This window comes from Paenibacillus sp. FSL R7-269 (assembly GCF_000517865.1).
GTDB lineage: Bacteria > Bacillota > Bacilli > Paenibacillales > Paenibacillaceae > Paenibacillus_AQ.
On sequence record NZ_ASPS01000147.1, the window covers coordinates 118,654 to 142,795 of the forward strand.

The window sequence follows — 24,142 nt, forward strand, 5'->3', positions numbered from 1 at the left end:
CGATCTCCTTTACTTATGAATTTCTGTTATTTCACAACCGACATGATGTCTTTGTAAGCCCAGTGAGTAGCTGGAAGATCCTTGAACTGTACAGAGGTTACCGTCAGCTTCTTCGTGCCGGCAATCCGGTTGATCAGCACTACGGCCTGCGCACGGGTAATCGGTGTTCCCGGCTTGAAGGTTCCGTCAGGGAAGCCTTGCACGTATCCTGCCTGAGACAGGGCATTCACGTACTTCTCTGCCCAGTGGCCCTGCAGATCCTTCTGCTTGGTCACGCCGTTCTGAGTTACATCGAGCTTCAGCACGGTTGTCATGATTTTGGAGAATTCCGCACGGGTCAAGCCCTTGGTTCCGCCGAATCCGCCATCCGGGAAGCCTTCAATAATGCCGGCTGAGGCGAAGAATCCGGTCAGGCCTTCATTCTCGGCATTGACATCATTGAACAGGTTGCCTACATTTACTTCTTCCATATCAAGCAGCGGTGCAAGGGACTGGATCAGCTCATACCGGGTAATAGCTGCGTTCGGCATGAACAGACCATTCGGATAGGCAGCCATATACTTGATCTCGCCGCTGTTACTCTTCAAGCTGTACTTCGCATTCTCCACCACATATTCAATGGTAATGACTTTATCGTCTTTGTCCGTGATGGCTTTAATCGTCATACTCTTGGTAATCAGCAGCTCACCGGTGTATTTCGTGCTCTTGATAGTCGGAATGCTGCCGTCCGTTGTGTAATAGATCGTCTGCCCTGCTGGAGCTGTCAGCTCCAGCTTGCTGTTCCTCACAATCTTGACCGGAGCTTCACTATCACCAGTTACTGTTGATGTTCCAGCAATCGCGGTAATCGCGGGAGCTGCCGGTGCAGGTGTCGGGCTCGGAAGCGGAGCTACCAGGCCACCGCCACCACCGCCTCCGCCTCCGCCGCCAGGGCCGGAACCTGAGCCGGGATTAGGGACTACAAGCGTCCAGGTCCAGGCTGCAACCGGGCTGTACTCTTTGCCGGGAGCAATGGTAACGGCTCTAACCGTTGTGGTGCTCTTAAGAACGATAGGTCCGCTGTAGACCAGGGACGTCTCTGTAGGTGTTGTACCGTCCAGTGTATAGTAGATGCTTCCTCCCTGCTCACCTGTTGCCAGCTCCACCTTCACTTCAGTGGTGAAATTCTTATCTGCAGGAGTTGCAGTTGGTGCAACTGCTGCGCTCGGGTACTGGAGTGCTGCTGTATTAATAGCAATACTTCTGCTCTGTCCTCCAGCAGTTGCCTTCAGCACTGCACTGCCGCCTGATATCAGGCTGCCGGTTGTACCGTTCACTACAGCCTTGGACGAATCAGCGCTCCAGGAGAGTGCTAAGCCGCTGCTCATGTGGAATGCCGAACCCACGCGGTTAATCAAATCCTGCGGGTCCAGGATAACAGCGGCTGAAGCCAGAGTCCCTTCGTCTGTTCCGTTAAAGACTGCAAGTACTGGATAGAAGGTATTCTGGGCTGTCCAGACACCGGCATCCAGGTCTGCCGGCAGATTCGCACCGGTCAGCTCGGTGCCGAGAAGTCCCGTTGCACCGCTGCCGGCTCCGGCTACTGCCTGGCCATTCAGATTGTAGTACGCAATATTATTCTTCAGCATTTGTCTGTTAAAGAAGGAACCGCTGATCATGGCATGCTCAGACTTCTGTCCGGCAATTCCCCCGAAGAAGGCCTGCAGCGGTTGAATCTTGCCTTTTACTCCAGCCTTCACTTCTCCGGTATTCAGGGAAGAAGTAATGGAGCCGCTCTCTGCCAGACCGGCAATTCCGCCAGCCCATGCAGTAGACATGCCTTCGGCGAGAACCGTGGCGGCAGAGTAGCTGTTCTTGATCTCTCCCGCATTCAGACCGCTGATCCCGCCAGCGATCGCCTGGGCCGAAGCCACACGGATATCGCCATAGGCCATTGAATCAGTGATGGAGCCTTCCGCACTGTTCTCACCGGCAATTCCGCCTGCGGCCAGTGCAGATGAACCATCAATGTTGCCCTTCGATACAGCCTGGTGAATCACACCAGCGTTGCTTCCGGCAATGCCGCCAATCCGGCCTGCTCCGGCTAGCTTCACTCCTTCATTCGTAACCTTCTTCAGAGTTCCCTGATTCACGCCTGTTACCCCGCCTGCGGCAGCACTGCCAGCCACAGAACCGCTGACCTTCACATTCTGGATGACTGCACCTGTGTGGTTGATCCCGGCAGCAATACCTGCATTCACTGCGCCGGAGAGTTCTGCTCCGGTGAAGCTAACATTCAGGAGCTCACCACGGTTATCCTTGATGAATCCGGCTGTCTGCTGCTCAGAGCGCTTCAGCGAGAGTCCGTTAAGCGTATGGCCCTGGCCGTCGAACACGCCTGTAAAGCTGTCGAACGCGGTCCATCTGCGTCCGGCAAGATCGATATCCGCATCAAGCAGGATTGTTGCCAGCTCCGGCTTGTTCGCTGCCGTTCTGTTGAACAGCTTGTAATAATTCAGTCCAGTCTCGTTATAGAACATGACTGCACCCGCAAGCTGTAGCGGAGTTCGCACCGTAATGGATGCGTCCGTCAGGCCGTTCAGGAAGGTGGTATCAAAATCAATATCCCATAATCCCGAGCTCAGCGGGTTAACCGCTGCTGTACTCACGGCAGCTGCGGCTGCACCTGTGTTACGGCCTATGGCACCTAGTGTGCCTGTGTAGGATGAACTAATAATTTTGCCATCCCGGAAGTTATAGCCGACCAGTGCGCCAATATAGACATTGTCGCCTGCAACTGCGGCGGTGATCTGCGGCACATTGGCATAGACACTGGTTAACGTTCCATCACTATATCCGGCAAAGCCGCCGTTATAGGAGCGGGTCGAGGACTTCACCCCGACAGTAGAAATCTTGCTCTGCAAAGCGTAAGACTTGCTGATGCTGCCGCTTCTCTCCACTGCTGCTGCGAAGCCGCCGCTGCGCGTGTCGAAGCCGGTATTGCTTACGTCACCGGAAGCATAGGAATCTGTGATCGAATAATGATCAACAGAACCGGCGAAGCCGCCGACATAAGCACCTAATCTGCCGCTGACATTCAGCTTGCCTGTGGCATAAGACTGCTGAATTTGTCCGGCAAGCGTACCGTTCTCACCCAGGAGTCCGGCGAAGCCGCCTGCATATATCGTATTATCCTGATTGGTATCTGTAATTACTACCGGAAGATCTGAATGGGAATGTGCAATACTCACATGATCCCCCATACCGATAACCCCGCCAGCCCGTGTAGCCGGTACAGATTGGCCAAGTGTTACTGCCGTTCCTAAGGTAAGTGTCCGTCCAGAGCCGGCGATGACTTTACTGTAATGAATCTCGCCGCCTTCTCCCCAGCCCACAAGCCCGCCTACATTATTCACTCTGGTGTTGTCCACATTAAGACCGCTTCTGACAATGGTATCTACAATGATACCGCTGCTGTATCCGGCAACTCCGCCTGCATTCACTGTGTTGCCGCCGGTTACCTTCAGCTCTGTAGCAACCTCTGAGCTATAGATGGAAGCATCCGTATTCTTACCGGTCAAACCGCCTGCATAGAGGTCAGCACGATGGTCTGCTCCATTGACTGTGATTTGGCCGTTATGAACCTTGGCAATATAAATCCCTTTATACAGCGGATATGCCTTGCCAAAATCAAAGCCCTGATTGATATCCACGGCTGTGATCGTTCCGGCAATCCCGCCGACCACAACCTCGCCACTCTTCGCCGCTGCCTGAAGATCTGGTGATGAATCCGCATTGTAGATGATGGAATTATCACTCTCGCCCACAATACCTCCGGCAGTGATCACTTCACCGGCGGCCTGTAGGGAAGCCTTGAACTTGGCGTCGTTGATCGCCGTCCGGGAAGCCGATCCGGCAATCCCGCCGAGCACAGCCTTCAAGCTGTCGCTGGTCGTAGCCAGCTTCACACCTGACACTGCTGCATGTTCAACATCGAAGCTGCTGCTGTTATCTACAGAGCGGGCCAGCATTCCGCCGAGTCTGCCCTCCTTAGTGCCAACTACACCACCGGCAGTTCCGTTTGCTGTCAGTTGTACGCCGCTGCCGGAGCCGGTTACTGTTACATTACGGATGCTGTTCCCCTGATCGGATTGACCGATCATACCGCCAAGGATGGAGCCAAGCCCCCGCGCTTCCAGGGTTCCGTCTGCAAAGCTTACGGTCAGCCCTTCAGCTTGACCTGTCTGGTAATGTCCAACCAGTCCACCAACCGTGGCTTCCATTCCCGTGGAGGAAATCCGGTATCTGGAATTCACCTCAAGAGCCAGACCCTTCACATTCCCGTTCTGAACCCCGATAATTCCGCCGATAACGGCATGGTCAGCCGCGCTGCCGATGCTGCCGTCCTTATCGTGGATGACATAAGTGTCAGCTGTAATATCCGCTGTGTTGTCGCCGATCAGACCGCCGGCGATGCCGCCTTCAGCCACCGTCTCAATCCGGCTTCCACCGTCCAGCGTAAGCTGCAGACCAGCAACACTGCCTGAGTTCTGGCCGATGATGCCGCCGACAATACCGCCGCTAACCTTCACGCCGTCAAGCAGCTTAAGGTCCACATTCTTGACCGTGCCCAGGTTCGTTCCGGCCAGTACGCCGGTGTAGCCGTTACCGGCAACCGTAAGCGGCTCAAGATTCATGTTCTGCACTGCAGCCTTGACTCCAATGATTCCGAACAAGCCGGAATGAGTATACACAGGCTGAAGCGTTAAGCCATCAATCAAGTGGTTCTTTCCTTCAAAGGTTCCTTCAAATGGAGTAGTCTCCTTATCGCCGATAGGCACCCATTGCTTGGACTGAATGTGAATCGGATTCATGACCGTCACCGTTCTGTCCGTAAAGCTGAACTGGTCCACACCGGCAATCGTGCCGTTGACAATTCCCGCCAGACCGGCAAGCTCAGCCTCCGAGGTGATCTCGAAGCCAATCGCATCTTTATCCTTCACGTACCAGTTGATATTGGCATTCACGTTATTCCCGTTGTCACCGCCCACATTGGCCACACGGTTAACTTCAGGATACCGGTATACTGCGCTCAGCGAGCCGTATTTCCAGGCTCCTTCAAAGTCCCAGCCCGACAATCCAGGGAAAACAGCTCTGTCCTTCAGCGTCTCCGACAGAATCGTAGTCAACCGGACATGCACATTCAGCCAGCGGTGATTGCCCTCTGCGAAATCAGGCAGATCGCGGTTGATGTTCAGTGCTTCGTCTTTAATATAGTAAGACTTATAGAGCAGTTCTTTACTTGCATTGTCATAACGCCCGGCGAAGCCGCCGGCATAAGCACTCTTACCCTTCGCTACATTAACCTCTGCAGCTGAGTAGACATTGCTCACCTTACCGTTTGTAATTCTGCCTACAAAGCCGCCGGCGTAAGAATTATTGTTCTCAGCGTTAACACTTTTCGCTACGTAGGAGTTCTTGATGTTCCCGCCGGACAGTTCTCCGACCAGACCGCCGACAATGGTATATATGTTTTTCGCCGTAACTTTGGAAGCGGAATACGATTGCTCCACTGTACCGGCAGTATTTCTGCCGATCAGTCCGCCGAGGTAAACCGAGCCGCTTGATGTTCCTTGAGCATCGCCTGTCACATCAATATCTACATAAGAAGCAATGACAGGGCCAGCATTGCTGCCTGCCAGGCCTCCAGCATGTGTACCTGTCCCTTCAATGGTCAGGTTCGCATTGGAGTAAGTGTAGTAGAGTGTTCCTGATGCCGTATTGACACCGGCCAGACCGCCGATGATGGAGGAATTTCCTCTTGAAATGACTGTGATTTTATCGGTAATGCTGTTGTTGGCAATCAGCGCGCGGTTCTCACCAACCATACCGCCCACAATGGCATTTGCGGAAGCTGCTGAGACCGTACCCAGTACACGGGTATTCTGAATCGTGCTAATAGAGGTTACAGGATTCAGTACAGGTTCATTACTCTGGGCCGCATTCAGGCCCACAATTCCCCCGACATAAGAGGACACTGCACTGGCGTTAGCCTTCAGATTCAGAGCACTTACATACGTGTTCGCAATAATTCCCGAAGCACTGCCGTGATTATATCCGGCTACCCCGCCTGCAGTAGCGCGTGGTGCATTAAGTGTCAGACTAAGCGTTGATCCGGCCAGACGTTCCAGCCTGGAGGCTTCATTGTAGCCCACAAACCCGCCGATATAGGCATCTGTAGCCGCCGGTCCTACCAGAATCAGCATATTCTCCAGGTTGACCATTTTACTGTCACTGCTGATACTGCTGTCCGTTAGTATACCTGCCAAGCCGCCGACAGAAGGCTTCGCTGCTTGCGCCTGAATGAGCATCAAGGCACTATTTTCCGCATTCACTTCCGGCAATGTAATATCCGTTGCTCTGGCAGCACCTGCGATAGCTCCTGCTTTCGCATCCACTGCTGTCAGCGTAATCATCGGTTCAGCACCGGGAACATTCAGTACAGCGGATGCAATGCCTGCACGTGCTTCAGGCGTCGCCGCCCCTTCGGAATGTCCGGCGATTCCGCCTGCTTCAGCACGGACACCATTTGCTTCAATAGACAACTGGGTCACTGTAGCGTTAACCAGCTGTCCGGCATTGAAGCCGGTATTCCCGCCAAGCTGGTTATCCGCACCACTTGCGGTGATGACAACATTCTCCGCATGATTGTACGGAGCGGCTGCGGCCGAATGGTTCTCGCCGAACATCCCGCCGGCTTTTACCGAAATGCCTGTAGCCTTGATGTCAATATGATTCGTGTGACCATTGAACTGGGCAGCCGAGTTATGCCCTGCACCGCCGCCGAAGCTCACCTTGTCAGCCTTCAGCTCTGTGCGGATGTCTTGTACCTGTACAGGCACAGCGGCAGATCCGATTACCGCATCTGCAGTCAGCTTGCCTGCTGCGCCGCCGATTGTATATCCGCTTGTTCCAGCTTCATTCAGGAAGCTGATCCGTGCAGCCTTACCGCCGGTCAGCGTCAGAGGCTTGGTGTTCACGCCCACGAGTCCGCCAAACGTGACATTATACTGCCCGTCTGCTGCACCTGCTACCGCAGCCTGAAGCACCAAGGTACTGTAGCCTGCCGATTCAGCATCTCCCGCAGTAACTCCGCTTACCGTTCCTTGTGCGTTACCGGCGATTCCGCCGACAACGCCGCCAGCCGAGGTCACTTGAAGCGTTGCATATTTAATAGAAGAATTAGTCACGGTTCCTTCCAGATAACCGGCGATTCCGCCGATGGTACCATCGGAAGTAATATTCAGATGACCCGCTGTAGTCTTGCCGGTCACTGCCGATGCAATGGTTCCGCCAATTTCGTAACCCACGGTACCGCCGGTATAGACATCCGCAGTACCTTTAACCATCAGTTCGCCTGTGGAAGAGGTCTGGGTGATGTTCCCGCCTGCATCATAGCCGGCAATCCCGCCGGTATAGACTCCTTTACCGCCGTTAACCGAGATCAGCTCTCTATTCTCGAATACTCCCGCCGTAGCATTGCTGGTAACCAGCCCGCCTGCGGCATATCCGATGAATCCGCCGGTAGCTACATTCTCTGAGCCTGTTGCTGTAATCTGCTGTGTATTCGCATAAGGATGCGTCCAGGTGAATTTACTGCCGGTATATCCGGCAATCCCGCCAGTATATACGTTTTTGCCGCCGTTATTGGTAACCGGCGCTGTATTCACAAAGGTAATGGAAGCCGCTTCGCTTGCTACCGTACCTGTTGCACCTACCAGTGCCCCGGCTGCCGAGTTCACTGCCGCTGCTGCATCAACGGTAATTGCACCGTTATTGGTAGTCATGTTGGAGAACACGACGGTGTTGTCTACTTTTCCGGCTATCCCGCCTGCCGCAACCTGACTCCCGCCAGCGATAGTAACCGCCGCCGTATTGATGATTGGAGTGTCTTCATCATTTAGACGAAGCGAGCCTGTGGTGTGCCCTGCAATTCCGCCTGCGGTGAGCACGGAACTGTCCGTCCCTTGGGCAAGAATCGCTCCATTATTGACTACTTTTTTGATGATGTTGCCTTTGGAATCGCCATAGCCCATAATTCCGCCAACATCAGCTGAACCATACACCGTAACGGTTCCATTATTGATAGAGTTCGAGATCATCCCTTCGCCCATCCCGACAATACCGCCTGTGTAGGAGTGGTACGGTGAAGCGTCCGAAGTGATATTGATCTGGTTGGTAATGTCAAAAACAATGCTGCTGCCGCTCATTTTACCTACGGCAGAGCCGGCATAGACATCATAGGTTACTCCGGTCACAGAGATGGTGCCTGATTCAAAAATCAGGCCGCCTACTGTACCGCCTTGCATATTTCCTATCAAGCCCTGGTAAGAACGGTTCGCTATTACATTCAAACCGTTAATCTTCTTCATTAATCCGCCTTCCGTGATTAATGTTCCCCGGAAGGGATGCTCGGCCGTACCGATTGGCACCCACTGGTAAGCGGAGAGATTCAGGTCATTCGTAATATCCAGAATCTTACCGCTGAGTCCGTTTACGGTACCTTCATTAACGAGCTTGGCTACACCTGCCAGCTCTGCAGCAGTCTTAATTTTGAAGGTATCATTCGTTGGCACGTACCAATTGGTATCGGCTGCGCTGTCCCAGGTCTGCGGATCAGCCTTGGCCATGATGCCTCCGGCAACTGCGGCAACGACAATTACCGCCAGTGCTATTAGATAACCTATCCATGATTTTCGCTTCAAAGCCATATTGACACCACCTGAATAGTATTGTGATTTGAGGATTCCCCAGCAGAGTGTGCCCGCCCGCTTACGAGCGAACGGGCACATCCTTGTTATTGCTTGGCTGTAATGAACTGATCAAGCCGGATGGCTATGGCTGCCGCCTGCTCACGCGTAAGCGGACTTGACGGGTTCACCTTATTGCCTTCCCCGAGAATAATGCCGTTCTTAATGCTCATTGCCACTGCTTGTCTTGCCCATGCTGGAACCTTGCCCTTGTCTGTAAAGCCGCTGAGGATCGAAGTGACTTCGGCTTCGCTAAGTTCACTGCCCGGATGGACCTGATTCAGCAATCTGCCGAGCATCGTCATCGCTTCGACTCTTGTCAGCGTATCCTTAGGCGCATACTTGCCGCCTTCAAGTCCGGTAACAATCCCCAGTTCGGCTGCAATGGAGACACTGCGGTTATACCAGCTGCTGCCGCTGACATCACTGAAGGCTGCCGAAGCTGCCTGCTTGTTCATGAGACCTGCAACGCGCAGCAGAATGGTTGGATATTCTGCCCGGGTCACTTGGCCTGCCGGATCGAACTGTTCCGCAGATTTCCCTAGCACGAACAGCTTGGCGGATGCCGCAGCGATACCTTCCTTCCCCCAGCCTGAAGGCATATCCTTGAAAGTCTTCTGGTTGCGGATGAAGAAGAGGCTGCCTTCACCGGTCAGCTGTGTATTGACCGCCGTACCGCTGCTGTCCAGCTTCCACGGTACAGTTGTCCAGTTGCCGTCTTTATCCTTAAGCACCATGGCCGTAATTTCCTTGGCCGCAAGCGGCGCAGGAATGGCAATCTTGGCTGCAAGCGCCGGTGTCCAGCTGCCCTTCGGCAGGTTAACGTTCACTGTTACACCTTGCCCTGCCGCCATCAGCGTGAAGCCTTGCTGATCCGCAATAGCCTTCATCGCCTGCTGGTCAGCAGTGCTATTACCGCCAATGCCGGCAGTAAGTCCTGCGGTCACACCTGCAAGATTCTCAGGAGCAATGACCAGTTGTCCCATAGGAACTTCAATCACAATCTTCTTCTTCGCACTCAGCTGCTGCTGGACCACACTCTGGTCTACCCGGATACTGAATGCTTTGGCATTCGGATCAGCAGAGCTTACCGTGAGGTCACTACCTGCAACAGCTTCTTTATCCGTAATGTGTACGATCGCTGTAAGTCCATTCCACTCTGTCTTCATGGCTTGGCCGTTGACGGTAATCTGGGCTGCCTGCTCCGGTGCTTGTTCTTCAACAACTCCCGGTACGGCACCACCGCCGCCACCGCCACCGCCAGCACCGCCGCCGCCTGAACCACTGCTGGTCCAGACCGATGCAGCTACACTGCCGGAAGCCTTAACCAGCTTGTCCACAGAGGTACGCTTAGCCAGCACAATGGTGGCACCCGAATGAGCGGATACGATACCATCGAGCGGAAGCAGACTCCATGAGCTTACATTATCTTTATACTTCAGTACTTCAGGACTTGACGAGAAGACCTTGTAAGCGATCTGCTGTCCAGTCATATCTCCGGCTGAAGTCACCGTAATCTTCGTGCGGTTGCTGTCTCCGCTGATTGGAGAGGATACGGCTTGCACAACTCCCAATTCATCCGAATCCGGAACGGCTACGGTTGCCGCAAGCATGCCCTTAAGCGTTACACCCTCGGACACCTTATACTCTGCCTCAATCAGGCTGGAGCCTGTAGCCAGTGCAGTAACATTGCCTTGTGCCGACAGGGATACCGAATCGCCTACGGCCACTTCATAAGTCAGATTAGCTAGATCCTTACCGGTAACCGGCTCTTCCTTGAATTTCGGCTTGCCATTGTCATCCTTGCCATCCGACACCTTGAGATAAGCCTGGATCTTGTCCATATCCCCTGGCTCAAAATTCTTAGCCGATCTCTTGAGAACAAGAGCAACCGGTACTTTGAATCCGGCATTCGTAATATCCACTACTGCCGTATTCTGATTGCCCGCTTCGTCCTTAGCCACAATATTGAGGGCTACAGAAGGTTCATTCGAGTCAATCTTCACAGTTCCGTTGAAATCACCGGTTAACGAGTCCACTGTAAGTGGAGCAGAAATCTCAACATCCTTGTATTTCCCATCCGGCTGTAACTGACTCACGGTATAAACTGCAGCCAGCTTCGTTCCTGTAGTTGTTGTTCCGGCTACACGAACGGCCCCCTGTGCAGTACGTTCGCCCGTTACAGGCTCTGTGAGATACAGCACCGGTGCGATCGTATCTACCGTCAGATACAGCATGGTCACTGAGATATCCTTCGTTGCCGTATTTCTGGCCCTGAGTTCAATCGCATACGGCCCGTCCGTCTGGAACTGGTCGAGATTCAGTATGCCTTCGCTTGTGCCATCTGCTTTATTCTTCAGAGCTACTGTCGCAATGGATTTGTCAGCATAGAATGCTTCCACCGTCACATTGGACTGGCCTGAAGAGAGCGTCAGCTTCTGCTTCGTTTCATTCGTTAACAGGTTAACGTAGTTCCCGGAAGAGGCATCTACCGTCCCTGATGAACTCAATACCGTCAGCTTCGGCAGGCTCGGAACCGGCAACCATGTGCTGCTGCTGCTCTGCCGCTCGGCATAATGATAGTTCTGATGCTTGTCGGCATCCTCGGTTGGAACCGCCGCTGAAGTAACGCCGATGACGTAATTCTTCTTCACTTCCAGGCCGACGTATTTCACCTTACTCAGATCAATCACTGTGCCTTCAAGGCTTCCCTTGTAGACTTCATCTGTTGTAGTTACAGCCTTCCAGCCGCCGATCAACAGACCTTCATATTTGCCTGTGGATGCATTCCAGTAAGGCTTAAGTTCCTGTTCGGTATACAAAAGTTCTCCAAACGGAGCATATTCACTCAGTTTACCTTCAGCATCCAGTTTCGCATCTACTACGTAGCTGTGCTCGAAGCCGCTGTGTCCCGATTTCTTCGCTCCCGGCTTGAAGGAAAGCGAGAACAATCCGTTGCCGGCAGGCTCAACCTTGACATCACTAACACTCTGAGGTGCCAGCGGATCAATAATTTCAAACCGCTGCGGCGAAGTCTTCGTCCCGAAGTTCGCGCTGGATTTCAGCTCGGCCCGCAGGTAATAGTTGCCTTGTCTGAGCAGCCCGCGGATATCCTCGGGATTGCCCATCAATGTTACATTGGTGACATCGATCACTTTGCTGCCGCTCGTGATTCCGCCGCTAACCGAGCCGCCAGCTCCAACTGGTACATCCTTGGCGATCAGCATACCCGGATCACCTGTCTGCAGAATCTCTTGGCCATTCAGCATTTCCTTGCGGCTTGTCACCGCATCCTCAGCCAGGTACAGGTTCACTGTATCGCCTTCGGCTGCGTTAGCAACTTTCCAGGAGGCTGTGAACTTATTCGCATTCGAGCTGTCCTTCGCCAGGTTGACTTCACCCAGAGTAGGCAGGGTTGGAACGTTGAGCAGCTTGGTATCAACAGCCGAGACGGCTGTCAGCTTCCAAGTGCCGCCTTTTGTAGCTTCATTCTCAGGAATAATGATATAAGCTCTGCGAATGTCCACTTCATCGCTCAGCCTGGACGGATCTTCAGATTTGAAGCTTGCAGGAATATATTGTGTAAAAGCATTTGCCGTAGGATCAGTGTTCGTGTTATCGAATTTCACCGGATACATTTTGCCAGATGCATCCTGCAGCTTGAATTCCGGCATTTCCTTGCTGCTGTACTCCATCTCAATGATGGCATTGCCGGCTACGCCGTCCATCGGAATCTCATGGATTCTGCCGCCGTTCTTGACCGTAATGCCGCCTACGCCGACATTGATTGATCCGTTCTCTACATATTTGACTCCCTCATCTACCTTACGGTAGATAATTTCCTGATTCTCTTCCTCGGAAGCTACCTTGGAGGTGGCCAGCGTCTGTACGCCTGCACCAATCACCATAAGACGAGGTCCAAGCTCAGGATCATCCACCACCAGATGGATCATTCCCTCCGGCAGCTGATCGGTCGAAGTACCGAATTCAATGCCGCCACTCCAGTAGTAAGTAATGCCTAAGGAGATTAGCAGAATACCGATGCTGCCCCAGACCTTATCATTGTTGACGCCGAGGAACATACTCGACAGCGGCATGCCGCCGACAATCGGTACATCGTTCGGAATCTGCACCTTCGAGCTGATATAGCCTTCAAAATCAGTGCGGTTCTTCTCCAGATTCTGTCCGACGAAGATGCCCGCCTTCCCGATGATAACGTCCCAACCGCCGATATCCATCTCTGCTTCCACGCGCACGAACCATGGCGTTACCCACTGCGCTTCGAGCAGCGCTTTGGTCAGCATCGGAAGCCGGTCGTCTTTCTCCGCATCAGCTTTGGCAGCGAAATCCAGCTTGCCTTCCACTTTAAGGCCAGTGCGTTTCACTGTCAGGTCCACATCTCCGAAGAAATACGCCGGAGCAATCCCGAACCGCATGCCTACGCCTGCCTGAATGGTTAACGGGAACGGATCTTGTGCCGTGCCGCCAGCAATCGTATCTGCCAGTTCACGTACTGCACCCCGGATTGCTGTCAGGTAAGTTGCACCTGTGACCAGGATACCCGGCTGCGGAAGCTCTGCACCGAAGGCAATGACATCCGGCAGAATCCGGCCGTCCTTTACTTTTTTAAGTGAGAATTCAATCTCCACACCCATCATATTCTTCAGTTGTGCCGCGAACTCCAGGCCGTATTCATTGCCTACGCCGCCATCCTGCACAGCATGCTTAATCGTAACCTTGCCGCTCGGAGCATCAGGACCTTTTTTCTTATCCGCATCCTTCTTCTTATCCGGTCCGAACAACCCCATCTCCTGATTGAGATCGAAGCCCAAGGAGGCATCGACGCCATAGAAGCCGGCACTGTTGAAGATTACATTCTTGATTTCGGAGTTAATGATCTTCAGGGACAACGAGCCTCCGAAGGAAATACCATTCTCACGCAGAATGAAATCATTGAAGGAGAAGCCAAAGCCGTCGATTGAGAAGCTTGGTGCCCCGAACAAAGACTGCTTGTTGAAGTACACATCCTCAATCATGATCTGGCGCAGCGGGTTCAATCTGTCACCCACACCGCCGATGGCCCATTTCAGACTGCCGTTCTGACTATCGTCTTCCGGATTGCCGTCATTGCCTTTCTCATCCTTCTTATCGTCATCTTTGTCTTTATCCTCTTCGTCATCCTTCTTGGTAGGATCGAAGTCCTCTTCTCCAAGCGACTTGTTGAAGCCGTTGAAGAAGTCGAGCGTCCATTCGCCCTTATGGAAGACGAACCCGCTGCTCGCTACACTCAGCGTCCCCTCACCCTTGATGAACAGGGTATCCAGGAAAGGCAGATCGCCAGGAAGGGTGTTGCCGAAAATATCCAGCTTACCGCGTACAAAAGACAGGTCCTTACCTTTATAAGCTACAGCATCATTAATAATTGCCGGTTCTGTCTTGGTATCCACGATGACCTGCTCTTCGTCACCTGTGCCAACCTGCTTGATCATGCCACGGACAGTTACCAGAATCTCACGGTCGAATTCCGGGTCCTTGGCTTCCGCTTCTTCCTTGAATTCCTCAAAGTCCTCTTCTGTTGCAAACAGCTTGTAAGCATACATTGGAGTCTCTTTCAGCGCTTCTTCATCCATAAATTCACTGATATCGAATTTCGGATCAACCGCTTTGCTCGCTGCGCCGAACAAGGCCTTGGTTTTCTTATATTCGGTAACAGCCTTATACAGGAACGAACCGTCCTTGAAAGGCTTGCCCGGGAACAGAGAGTTCAGCTGATCCACCAGCTCATCCTTTACAGAAGCGCCGTTTGCAAGGCCGCTGATATCCACAGCTTCCTTGTATACCGCCATTACTCCGGCTTCACGGATTCGTGTGTCGTTATTATCAGTGACCAGGAAGGATTGCGGAGTGGTCATATCATAGAGAGCCGCTATTTCCTCATCCCCGCCGGCATCACCTTTGTAATCAATCTCCACCTGGTACTCACCGAGCGGCAATTCAGGTCCAAGTCCGGCTTCCAGCACATTGCCGCCTGAATCCACCTGGTCACCGCCGCGGTACGTAATCCGCATGGCGCCGGAGAATCCGTCATCCGTCGGCTGCATCACCACTGCATCCTGAACATTGACTTTGTACCGGTTACCATCTGCTTTATTCTTGAGGTACAGGTCAAAGTTCGGAGCAGTCGTTGCATTGCCCGTATTGTAAGCTTCAATATTCGACAGATTGACCGTCAGATATTTCACATCTGTGCTATACAGCTCTGCCGGAGCGAGTGCATAGGAATACGTAGCGGTTGCTTCTCCCACCGGCGGCAGGAGAATGAAGTTGGTACGGGTCGATTCATACTGGGCTTTAATGCCCTCATCCTTAACGCCTTCGATTTTACCTTGCGTTTCGGGGCTTCTCGCGGAGATCATGTACTCCCGGGTAACCGGCCAAGGTCTGCCTTTGGCTTGAACGCGGAAGGTCGCGGTAATTGCGTCACCCGGCTTGTACTTCGGCTCAATGCCCATCGCCGCTTCATCAGGTGTGGCTGACTTTTTGAATTCCAGCATTTTGCTGCGGGAATTCTCCAGGACCGGATTACCATTGGCATCCAGGACATCATAACCCTTCTCATCCTGCCTGACGAAGCTTAGCCCGCTCTCCAAGGTCATCTCCACTTCGATCTTGGAGTGCTCCATATTGTAGGCCTGCAGGTTCTCTACTTCTGCTATAACGTCGAAGACACCGTTTTTCTCATATTTCGTCGGCACTCCTCCGCCGTCTACCGGCTCGGTAGCCAGTTGCTGAACCTGATCCACATAACGGATCGAGAACACTTTATCCGGTGCAGTAAGTTCTCCTAGTCCGTATACAGTCTCGAAGCTCTGGAAGCCGCCAGGTGCCAGCTTCTCCGGGTTCCAGTAGAAGGCGACGGCGGAGTCCGCTGTGCCGAAATCATTGGTGTCCCTAGTGAAGTCCAGATTCGGATGGACTTTATAATCCCATTTCGTATTCGCCAGACCGTTCCAATGCCCCACAATCATCTCATCCACAATATTAATATTCTGCTCGGCAAAGTTATTGAAGCCGTAGGCCACCACATTGGTTGCCTGAGGATTCGTCAGATCCAGCTTATCGCGCATAACCCAGTAAGAAGGAATCTTGAAGTACGCTCTGTCCTCTTCCGGGATTCCGGCATCATCCTCCGGGTTATGCACCAGCTTCCGCTCTACCTGCAGCGGTGACTTGTAGGCTGTGCCAATCTGGAACTGCGGTCCGTCGTTTCCGCCGACCATCGTATCCAGCAGAATCCGGCTGCCGATCTCCACCTGCGCCCCGCTCTTGTTATTCACTTCATAGCGGATATTGACATTCCCGGAATTCACAGCATCCTTGCTGTCGGTGTAAAGCATCAGAATCTGCTTGATCTCTACGCCCTTAATCTTCCAGATCATCTCCAGTTGCTTGGTGCCATTCGAATTCTCCACTACTTTAGGTGCAATAGTCTCTGAATAATGGCTGTTGTCGAATTTGTATTTATTGCCGTAAATATAATCTGTTCCATCAATCCGGAACGTCGTGAACGACGTCTCCGGATCATCTCCCTGGAACAGCAGGTTAACATTATTGTCGTTCTTACGGATCGGTTGACCCTCTACCGTGCGAATTCCGTAGCGGCCTGTTTCGTTATCCACAGTGACCTTAATAAAGTCATTCTGGATCATGGTTGTCTTGGTACTGCTGGCCGCCTCGACGAGAGCATGGAAGCTCTCGGAGGTGGACAGAAATACCATGATTAAGGTGAGCATTACCGCTACTGTGCGTTTCAACAACTTCACCAAGTATTCCCCCTGTTCTTGTTTCAACTATTTCAGATTGCCGACAAAGAAGGTAGCAAATTCGCGGTCCCGCTCCTGGGTTCTCACCACAATGGTGTACCAGCCTGTTTTCGGGAAGGTGACCTTGAAATTACTGCTCACCAGCTCAGCATAGGTCAGCTTCTGCTTCACCAGCTTCAGCTGTCCTTCGCGGTACAGACCAGGGTAATACAGAATATCGAATGTTCCTGCCTGATTGACCTTGTCTACTCCGCCTACCTTCATCAGGTTGAAGCCGGATACCTTGAAGGTAATGGTGTTGGTATTGAACAATGCAGATTCGCCGGATGAAGCCGAGATTAAGGTATCGTTACCGAAGACCAGCAATCCGCCGTCCTTCACGACCACCACATCCTGATAGACCACCGACTTATTGCCTACCTGGTCAACTGCTGTGTAAGCTACGCGCTGGCGTCCAAGCTTGCTCAGATCCAGCCCGCTGACCGATACTTTCACGTTAGCTTCAGCCGATACATTATCAGAAACGGTGAACCCACCGAGATCCGTACGGAAGCTAAAGTCTTTCTTGTCCTGGACAATCCCTACCGTTTCCTTGTTCAGAGTCAGCTCAGGCGCAGTGTTATCAAGTCCTGCAATGGTCACCGGAACCTTGTTCACATTGCCCAGCAGATCCGAGATGGCAATGACCGCTGAACCGCTGCTCTCAAAAGCACGCGAGTAGCTGTACGTTCCATCCGCTTTACTGATCTGGTTCGTATACACGGCTCCGCCCTGAATAGGTCTTACGCCCGAGAACATGTGGTTAGGGGCAGCAACTGTGCCGCTAAGCGTAACCTTTACTTTGCCTTTGGCATATTTCTGTCCGCCGATGGTAACAATCTGATCTGCTGGAACCGCTTTGCCTTCGGCATCTACAAAGGTATAAGCCACTTTATCCGGTACTGGCGGTGCAGAGAGAATATTCGTTACCTTCTCTTTGATAACTGTCGTATTGCCGTACACATCCACCACGGTAAATGATGCCGTTCCATTCTCCATGAGTGTAATGCTCTTATCGGGACTGATAATGTTGAACGCTTTAGCCGAAGCATCTGCCTTCTCTACCGTAACCGTAACCCCAGTGGAGAACAGCACATTGCCGCTGTTATCCTTCAGAGTGCCGAAGGTTTGGCTTCCATTCTCGCCATATTGGTAGGAACGGACTACTTTTACCCTAGGTACTTCCTTGTTAATGTTCGCAACCGTAGCTTCAACCGTATTGATATTTCCGGCAGCATCCTTAATTTCGAATTCGAACTTTCCGTTCTCCGTGAAGGTGTAGGCTGTCTTTCCACTATTGTTCACCACCGTGACCGGCTCAGAGGTGCTCTGGAGAAAGGCAACCACATTGCCGTTCGTGCTCTCCATGTATGAATATTCAACGGCTCCTTCAGGAGGAGTACCGTCAATATTCTTCACAACCAGATATAGGGTATCTGTCCGGTCCGGATCACTAAGATCGGTCAGATCGAAGCTATAGTAGCCATTCTGATAGATTTTGAATGAATTACCGGTCCGCACAGGCACCGAAGGGTTAATCTTCGATGGCATTACCCGGATACCCGGCGGGACCGTGATTTCAATATCCACACCAACTTTGGCATTGACCGGGCTGTTCACGCTGAGTGAAGCTAGCGCATAGACCGGCTCTACTGTAGTAAGAGGGAGCTCGATTTCAAGCTTGGCCGCTGTGCTGATCAGACCGCCCGGCGTTCTGTACTTCACCCATACCTGAAGCTCCTCAGCCTTACTCGTCGGAACTTTAACTGCTACAAAGTTAGTGTACGGCTTCCAGTTCAGCCAGCTTACACCGTTATCCGGTGAGACCGAATATTCATAACCGGTCTTGTCCTCCGTTTCGAGACTCAGCTTCATAATGGCTGTGTAGCCGTCCGCTGTATCACCGGACAGATAGATCAGAGAAGACTTGGCATCCGACACCGGCGCATCCGGCTTGGTCGTTGCCGAGACTTTGAAGGTTCCTGCACTTGCCTTGATCGTACTGTTGCCTGCTCCGTCAACCGCGAGTACATATAAGCGAAATTCAGAGATTTCTCCCGCATCCAGCGATTTGTCGTCGATGGATACTGAGCCGCCTGCCGGAACATCTTTCCATTCTGTGGATGACTCTGTAGGTACTTTTGCACCTGCATCTTGTCTGACCCATTGATACTTGCTGACCAGTCCTGTTTTGCTGTAGAATTCCGACACGCTGATCCGCGTCTTCTGCAGCGGCAGGGGGTAAGCAATTGAATCAGGGCTGAAGTACACTACCGGTGCTTCATTGTCAAAATAATAAGCCTTCGAGTAGTAGTACGTTTTGTCGCTGTGCTTCACCATAAGATGAATGTACTGCGTTCCGTTCAATTTATCGCTAACTGGAATGACAAAGCTGTAAGTGGCTTCACTTACAGAAGCGCCAAGACCCATAGCTGCAAGCTTGGCATCAGTGCTGACTTCTGGTGTCGCTGCCGGTTCCGTTACTTCTGCCGAAGCAGCAGGTGTCGCCGCCGGCTCGGTACTGTTATCCGGTGCCGGAGTCTCTTCCGGTTCAAGCGGCGTCAGCGAAGGCGCTGCCGGCCCTGAGGACAGGAACCTCATAAGGGCCACCGGTCCGATGCTTGCTGTAACTTCCGGTGTGGCCGGAGGACTTGGCTCTGTAGGAGCACCAGACGCTTCCGGTTCCGATCCGTTTTCAATCAAGCTTTTCTCAGACAACGGGGACATGCCGGATGACTCGGAGACCTCCAGTCCGGTAAATTTACTATCATTATCTGGACGAATGGAGCTGTCGCTGATGGCATAGCCCACATAATCGGGATGCACACCGCTGATCTGGAACGTAACATCATGACTCTTCACATAGTAAGGGTTGGCTTCCGGTGTGAACTGTGTCGGAATAGCCGCCTCTGAACTCACGACTACCGCTTTTTCCTGCGGAGTCTTGACCGTCTCGTTGCCTGCGTAATCAAGCGCCTTCAGATAGAGCCAATATGATCCGTCCTCATCAATATCATCATAAGTAGACCGGGTTACAGTTGAGCCGGTGTAGGTCGTATCCGCCCACTTGCCGATCGCCGGAGAATCCCCGTCCTTCACCCATTGATACTGCACACTTTTGACACCGCTATGCGGGTCCTTCACAAGAGCTTGTACAGTGGCGATATCCACTGCAGCCATGGTAATGGCAGGCCCCTGGTTGTCCAGCTTCAGAACGCCTACTTCATGCTTCCAGTTAGAGTCGTCATTCTTGAAATCGTCCACTTTCCAGACGCTCAGATCGCCGTATTGTCCAACAGCCGCCAGCGCCTGATTATCGGCATAGAAAATCTTATCCGCCTCTGAACCCGGTGCCTCTGCAATCCAAGCATCATACTGTGCCTTATGAGTATCCACATAGACTTTTTTCTTCTCATACTGCATCAATTCTCTGGCAGAATCCCAGGACATATCAGCAGTCCAGGTATGCAGATACCACTCACCGCTGTTCCCTTCCTCGAAGGCTTCTGCCGGAGGAGCAAGCAGGTTCGTCTTGTTATTCACTACCGACAGCTCTATATTCTCGAATTCTCCTGGATATAGCTCATCTGACGGCTGCTTGGCGGAGAGTGCGTAACGCTTGAGCGCTGCATGATGATCTCCGGCTACACCGGTGAACGGATCAGCCTTATCCTGGCTCCACCAGTAGTACACCAGGCCCACGGAAGGAGAAGCTTCCGCACTCAGATTCGAAGGGCGGTAGATTCCTCGGCTCGGCCGTTCCGTACCGCGGTCAGGGACGGTAGGATCCAAATGCGGTACTTTAATGGAAGGATCGTTGGCGTCAATCGTAACCTTGCCTTTTTTGGCATAGGTTGTATCCGTCGCACCGCCTGTCTCGAACCGGTAACCGATCACCGGCTCCGTATTGTCGATGAACAGGTTCGCCCAGTCAATTTTGGAATTAGCGAGCGATTCGTCACTGCCGTAAGGGTCAATTTTCTCTTTATGGATTCCATCGAAGTTCGCAGGCTGAATCATCAGGTTCCCTGCATAATCCTGGATAACATCGGTATCCATCTGGATGGGCTCACTGCCGCCCTTGGCATCATTAGATATAGCTACAGCCTTGAGAAGCGGGGTTTCCACAGTTTTGCCATCAGGCACAGTCATGCGGAAGCTCCAATTCGGTGTATTCCGGCCTGCAACATAATAGGCTTTCATTCCGTTATTGAAGAGGATGAAGGTTTTCTTCTCGTCCCAGCCGGTCTTGGCAATGGCCTCTTCCGTCATCTGCAGGGTGAAGTCAATCACATCTCCCTTATTCAGCGTAACTCCGGTCAGAATCTCCGGCTGAATGCCATTGGCGGTCTTGGAATACTTCGGACGCACGGCATCGACAATGACGCGGAAGCCGCCCCGGTCAAAGTCAAAGGGGTTCCCGCTTTTCCGGTCCAGCCAGGCATTGCTGCCGCTGCTCGGTACAGTATTGAGATTGACAACCGCTTTATTGCCTGCCGCATCACTGAGCACGGATTCTTTCAATTTATTATCCAGCGACAGATCCATCTGCGCTCCGCCGGTAGTCCCCCCGGTAATCAAAGGTTTCAGCGGATTATTGCCGCTGTTGTGGAAAGGAACTCCCGTATATCTGTAGGCAATTTTTTTCTGGTAGGAATCCAGATTGTTCTCGTTAAAGGATATATTCTGCAGATACTGCTGTTGTCCGGCTGCCGGAAGTCCGGTGCCCGGATCATTAATGAACAGCTTGTGCCGCAGGAAATAATCAGAATTCGCCTTTACCACCGAAGTCGGTCTGACCGGCTCGCTGAAGTTGTAGCTGAGCGTGATGTTCTCGTCTCTTTTGACATACAGCTCTTTCTGGTTAATATTCTCGTTAAGCCGTTCTGCACCGTTGCCGGTAAAGGTATAGTTATCAATCACCGGACGCTTGAGATCCTGGAACTTGAGGTAGAATCCGCGTACACCCGCCGCTTCACCATCATCATCGCCTTCACCCCAGACCCTAATAGTGATAACAGAATTCGGTTTGATGATGGCCTTGGCCGACTTGTTATACCGCTGGCTGCTGCCGGTTCGTTCATTGATAATATCTTTTCCGTCGATGTTTACTGTAATGGACGAATGACGGGTCCATAGGAACCCGGAGTGACGCCGCAGCACGGCGAACCCTGTAAGCATCTCCGCATGTCCGCTCTCTGCCATATTCTTCAGAAGCGGATTGTCGGCTACCTTCACCTGGAATTGAACCGTTGCTTCATTATCATCAACACCGGCAAAGATATCGCCCTTAGTCCAGTCGTACTTGGCGTCTTTATCTTCCTCTGTCTGCTTGAAGCCCTCCACCTTGGTATAAAAGTTGAGAAATGTATTGTCTGCAGGGTAGCTTAAGTTGCCGACATGTTGTCCGTTTGGAAACTTGACCTCAAAATCATCACCCGCAGCCTCTGCCAGTCCGCTAAAGGCACTGGGTATTAACGATAGCAACATACTAAGAATCAAGCTTAGCGAGATATATCTCTTCAATCTCCTGCTCATTAACAATTGGTGCTCCCCCTTATTCGTTCATCATTTCCTGTCCGGCGTGCAGCAAGCTTCGCTATAGTCTGGATTCACTCCCTATGCTTCCGCATTCTCCTTTCGACCTGCCCACCCGTGGACAACAAATACTAGTTATAAAACTGCCTGTTTTTTCATATCTGCGTTTATTCTATCAGGCAGCTCTAAACAAACTCTTAACAAATCTCGACAAAAGTTGCGTCAAACGCCCCGAAATAAGGTTAATACACTCGAAAAACGAAAAAAGTCCTGATTTTTAAGGGAAAATGTCTGAAAACACAAACAAACCGCACTGAGAGTGACTCAGTTGCGGTTGAATGGGTGTGGATCAGTTTTAAATTTTAAGATGGATTATGTCAATTGCTCATTTTCTTTCTTGCTATCGATAGACTAAAGATGAATTGCTTCTTATTGAAAATAAGCAGCTCACAGCCAACCTCAGAATCCGTCCGCATTAACTCAATTCCGATAATTTCATTTCTTGTTCGATACTTTGACATATCCGATGACATTGATCTTGATTCCTCCCTCGCCGTTGCGAGAATCAGAAACCAAGATGACAAAATCTTTATACGGGTTTTTCATAGGTTATATGTGTTATTGGTAGAATGTTGGGTTTATTCGGCACTAGGTAGCCCCACCACCTTGGTTATACATGTTTCAACCAATTACCTAAACACTTTGCACCCTTGTTTTAAGTGAATCGATACGAAGACTTAAATCCTTAGCATCGGTAATTCCTAGCTCATCAACAAAATTATCAAAATCAAAAGACTTAATGATCTCATCCACTACCTCATAGATTTGAGAAGAAAGAATCCCGCTATTGATTTGCAGATCAGCTACACTAACATAAAATATAGTTTTCTCGGTGTCTCCCTCCTCAATGACCTTAGCAAACTCATACAAACATCGTCCTCCTGCTTGCAAATTATTTAAACCATCGTCAATTGAATTAGTAAAGACCTCGGCAACATATTTAGTCAATTCGTTATATTCCCATTCCTTCACGTCCACTCCCCCTTATCACCTTTACATCTTAGTGTGACATTTCTTTTTCAAGGTAAGGATGGTCAAGTAGACTAAGTAAACTTGTGGTTAAATATTTCGTCTGATACGGGTCTAGAGCTTTATTGACAAGCAGTTGGCCTTTCTCCATTCTAAGCAGCTGAGCTGAACCATCTTCTAGAAATAATAGATTTCCATCAATATGACTTATAAGCCTTCCCATAATTTTAAACAAAAGCTCTAGTCCTTGATAAAACGTACTTCCGAACAATTGAATTCTGATGCAAACATTCACATCTAAGTTGTAATGATTTCTAACAAAAGCGATATCCGAAATATCTTCAACTTCAAGTGCCAATGCAAATAGCTCAGACCCAATAACTATTTCCTCATCGTTACAACTCATTGATACCCTCTTGTCCCCATACTCAGCCGTAAATCTTTCCAGCATTTCACCTAATGAATTATTAATTACTTTAGATAGTAAAAACAATTCATAATCCATCCACTTCTCTCCCCCAAATACTAGTGTGAATTCCTCAGCTCTATACCTGAATTCCCTTTTGAATCTTTTTAAAATATCATCAATGGTAGTATTATCATTTTCATTCCCGGAAAAGTAGTGATCGACTATATCTACTATCTCATTGTAAAACCATCTTGCTTTTGGGCAAAGATCTACTGGCATTTTTTCGAGTTCTTGCAATACTTGTTTCTCCTCCAATAAGATAAAGTTCTTCATGCTCTTTTTCATTTAATTGACCCTTTAGAATAAAGTCCTTTAGTTTGTGAAAATCTATTGATTCAAGATCTCTAATGTAATTCTCTTTTGTATTCTTATATATCCGTGGCTGTTTTACTTTTAATTCCGCAGAGATAACCATCAAGACGGCCTTCTCCATATCATCTGAATTTTTTTCACTG

General features: G+C 51.1%; 6 protein-coding genes. All 6 read right to left on the bottom strand.

The annotated features are described in order from the left end of the window. Window positions 1-26 precede the first annotated feature (26 nt). On the bottom strand, window positions 27-8,750 hold the full coding sequence (locus C162_RS33505) for a chitobiase/beta-hexosaminidase C-terminal domain-containing protein (RefSeq protein ID WP_036702331.1): 8,724 nt from the start codon (window positions 8,748-8,750) through the stop codon (window positions 27-29). Between the two features lie 86 nt (window positions 8,751-8,836). Further along, entirely contained in the window at window positions 8,837-16,612 is a 7,776-nt protein-coding gene (locus C162_RS33510; protein WP_036702333.1) for an S-layer homology domain-containing protein, read from the bottom strand. A 27-nt stretch (window positions 16,613-16,639) separates the two neighbouring features. Then, window positions 16,640-22,189: a hypothetical protein gene (locus C162_RS33515; RefSeq protein ID WP_156949770.1), complete on the bottom strand. Its 5,550-nt coding sequence runs from the start codon at window positions 22,187-22,189 to the stop codon at window positions 16,640-16,642. Between the two features lie 693 nt (window positions 22,190-22,882). After that, window positions 22,883-23,221, bottom strand: coding sequence for an Imm3 family immunity protein (locus C162_RS33520; protein WP_036702336.1), 339 nt, complete (start codon window positions 23,219-23,221; stop codon window positions 22,883-22,885). A gap of 28 nt (window positions 23,222-23,249) precedes the next feature. Then, window positions 23,250-23,924, bottom strand: coding sequence for a hypothetical protein (locus C162_RS33525; protein WP_235218606.1), 675 nt, complete (start codon window positions 23,922-23,924; stop codon window positions 23,250-23,252). After that, a complete protein-coding gene (locus C162_RS37275) occupies window positions 23,863-24,120 on the bottom strand; it encodes an Imm3 family immunity protein (protein ID WP_235218607.1) in 258 nt (85 codons plus the stop codon). The genes C162_RS33525 and C162_RS37275 overlap by 62 nt, the downstream gene beginning before the upstream one ends. Between the last annotated feature and the right edge of the window lie 22 nt (window positions 24,121-24,142).

Excerpts from the sequence above, each read along its gene's own strand:
- C162_RS33515 (WP_156949770.1), bottom strand. The coding sequence starts at position 22,189 with ATGAGCAGGAGATTGAAGAGATATATCTCGCTAAGCTTGATTCTTAGT.
- C162_RS37275 (WP_235218607.1), bottom strand. The coding sequence starts at position 24,120 with ATGGAGAAGGCCGTCTTGATGGTTATCTCTGCGGAATTAAAAGTAAAA.
- C162_RS33505 (WP_036702331.1), bottom strand. The coding sequence starts at position 8,750 with ATGGCTTTGAAGCGAAAATCATGGATAGGTTATCTAATAGCACTGGCG.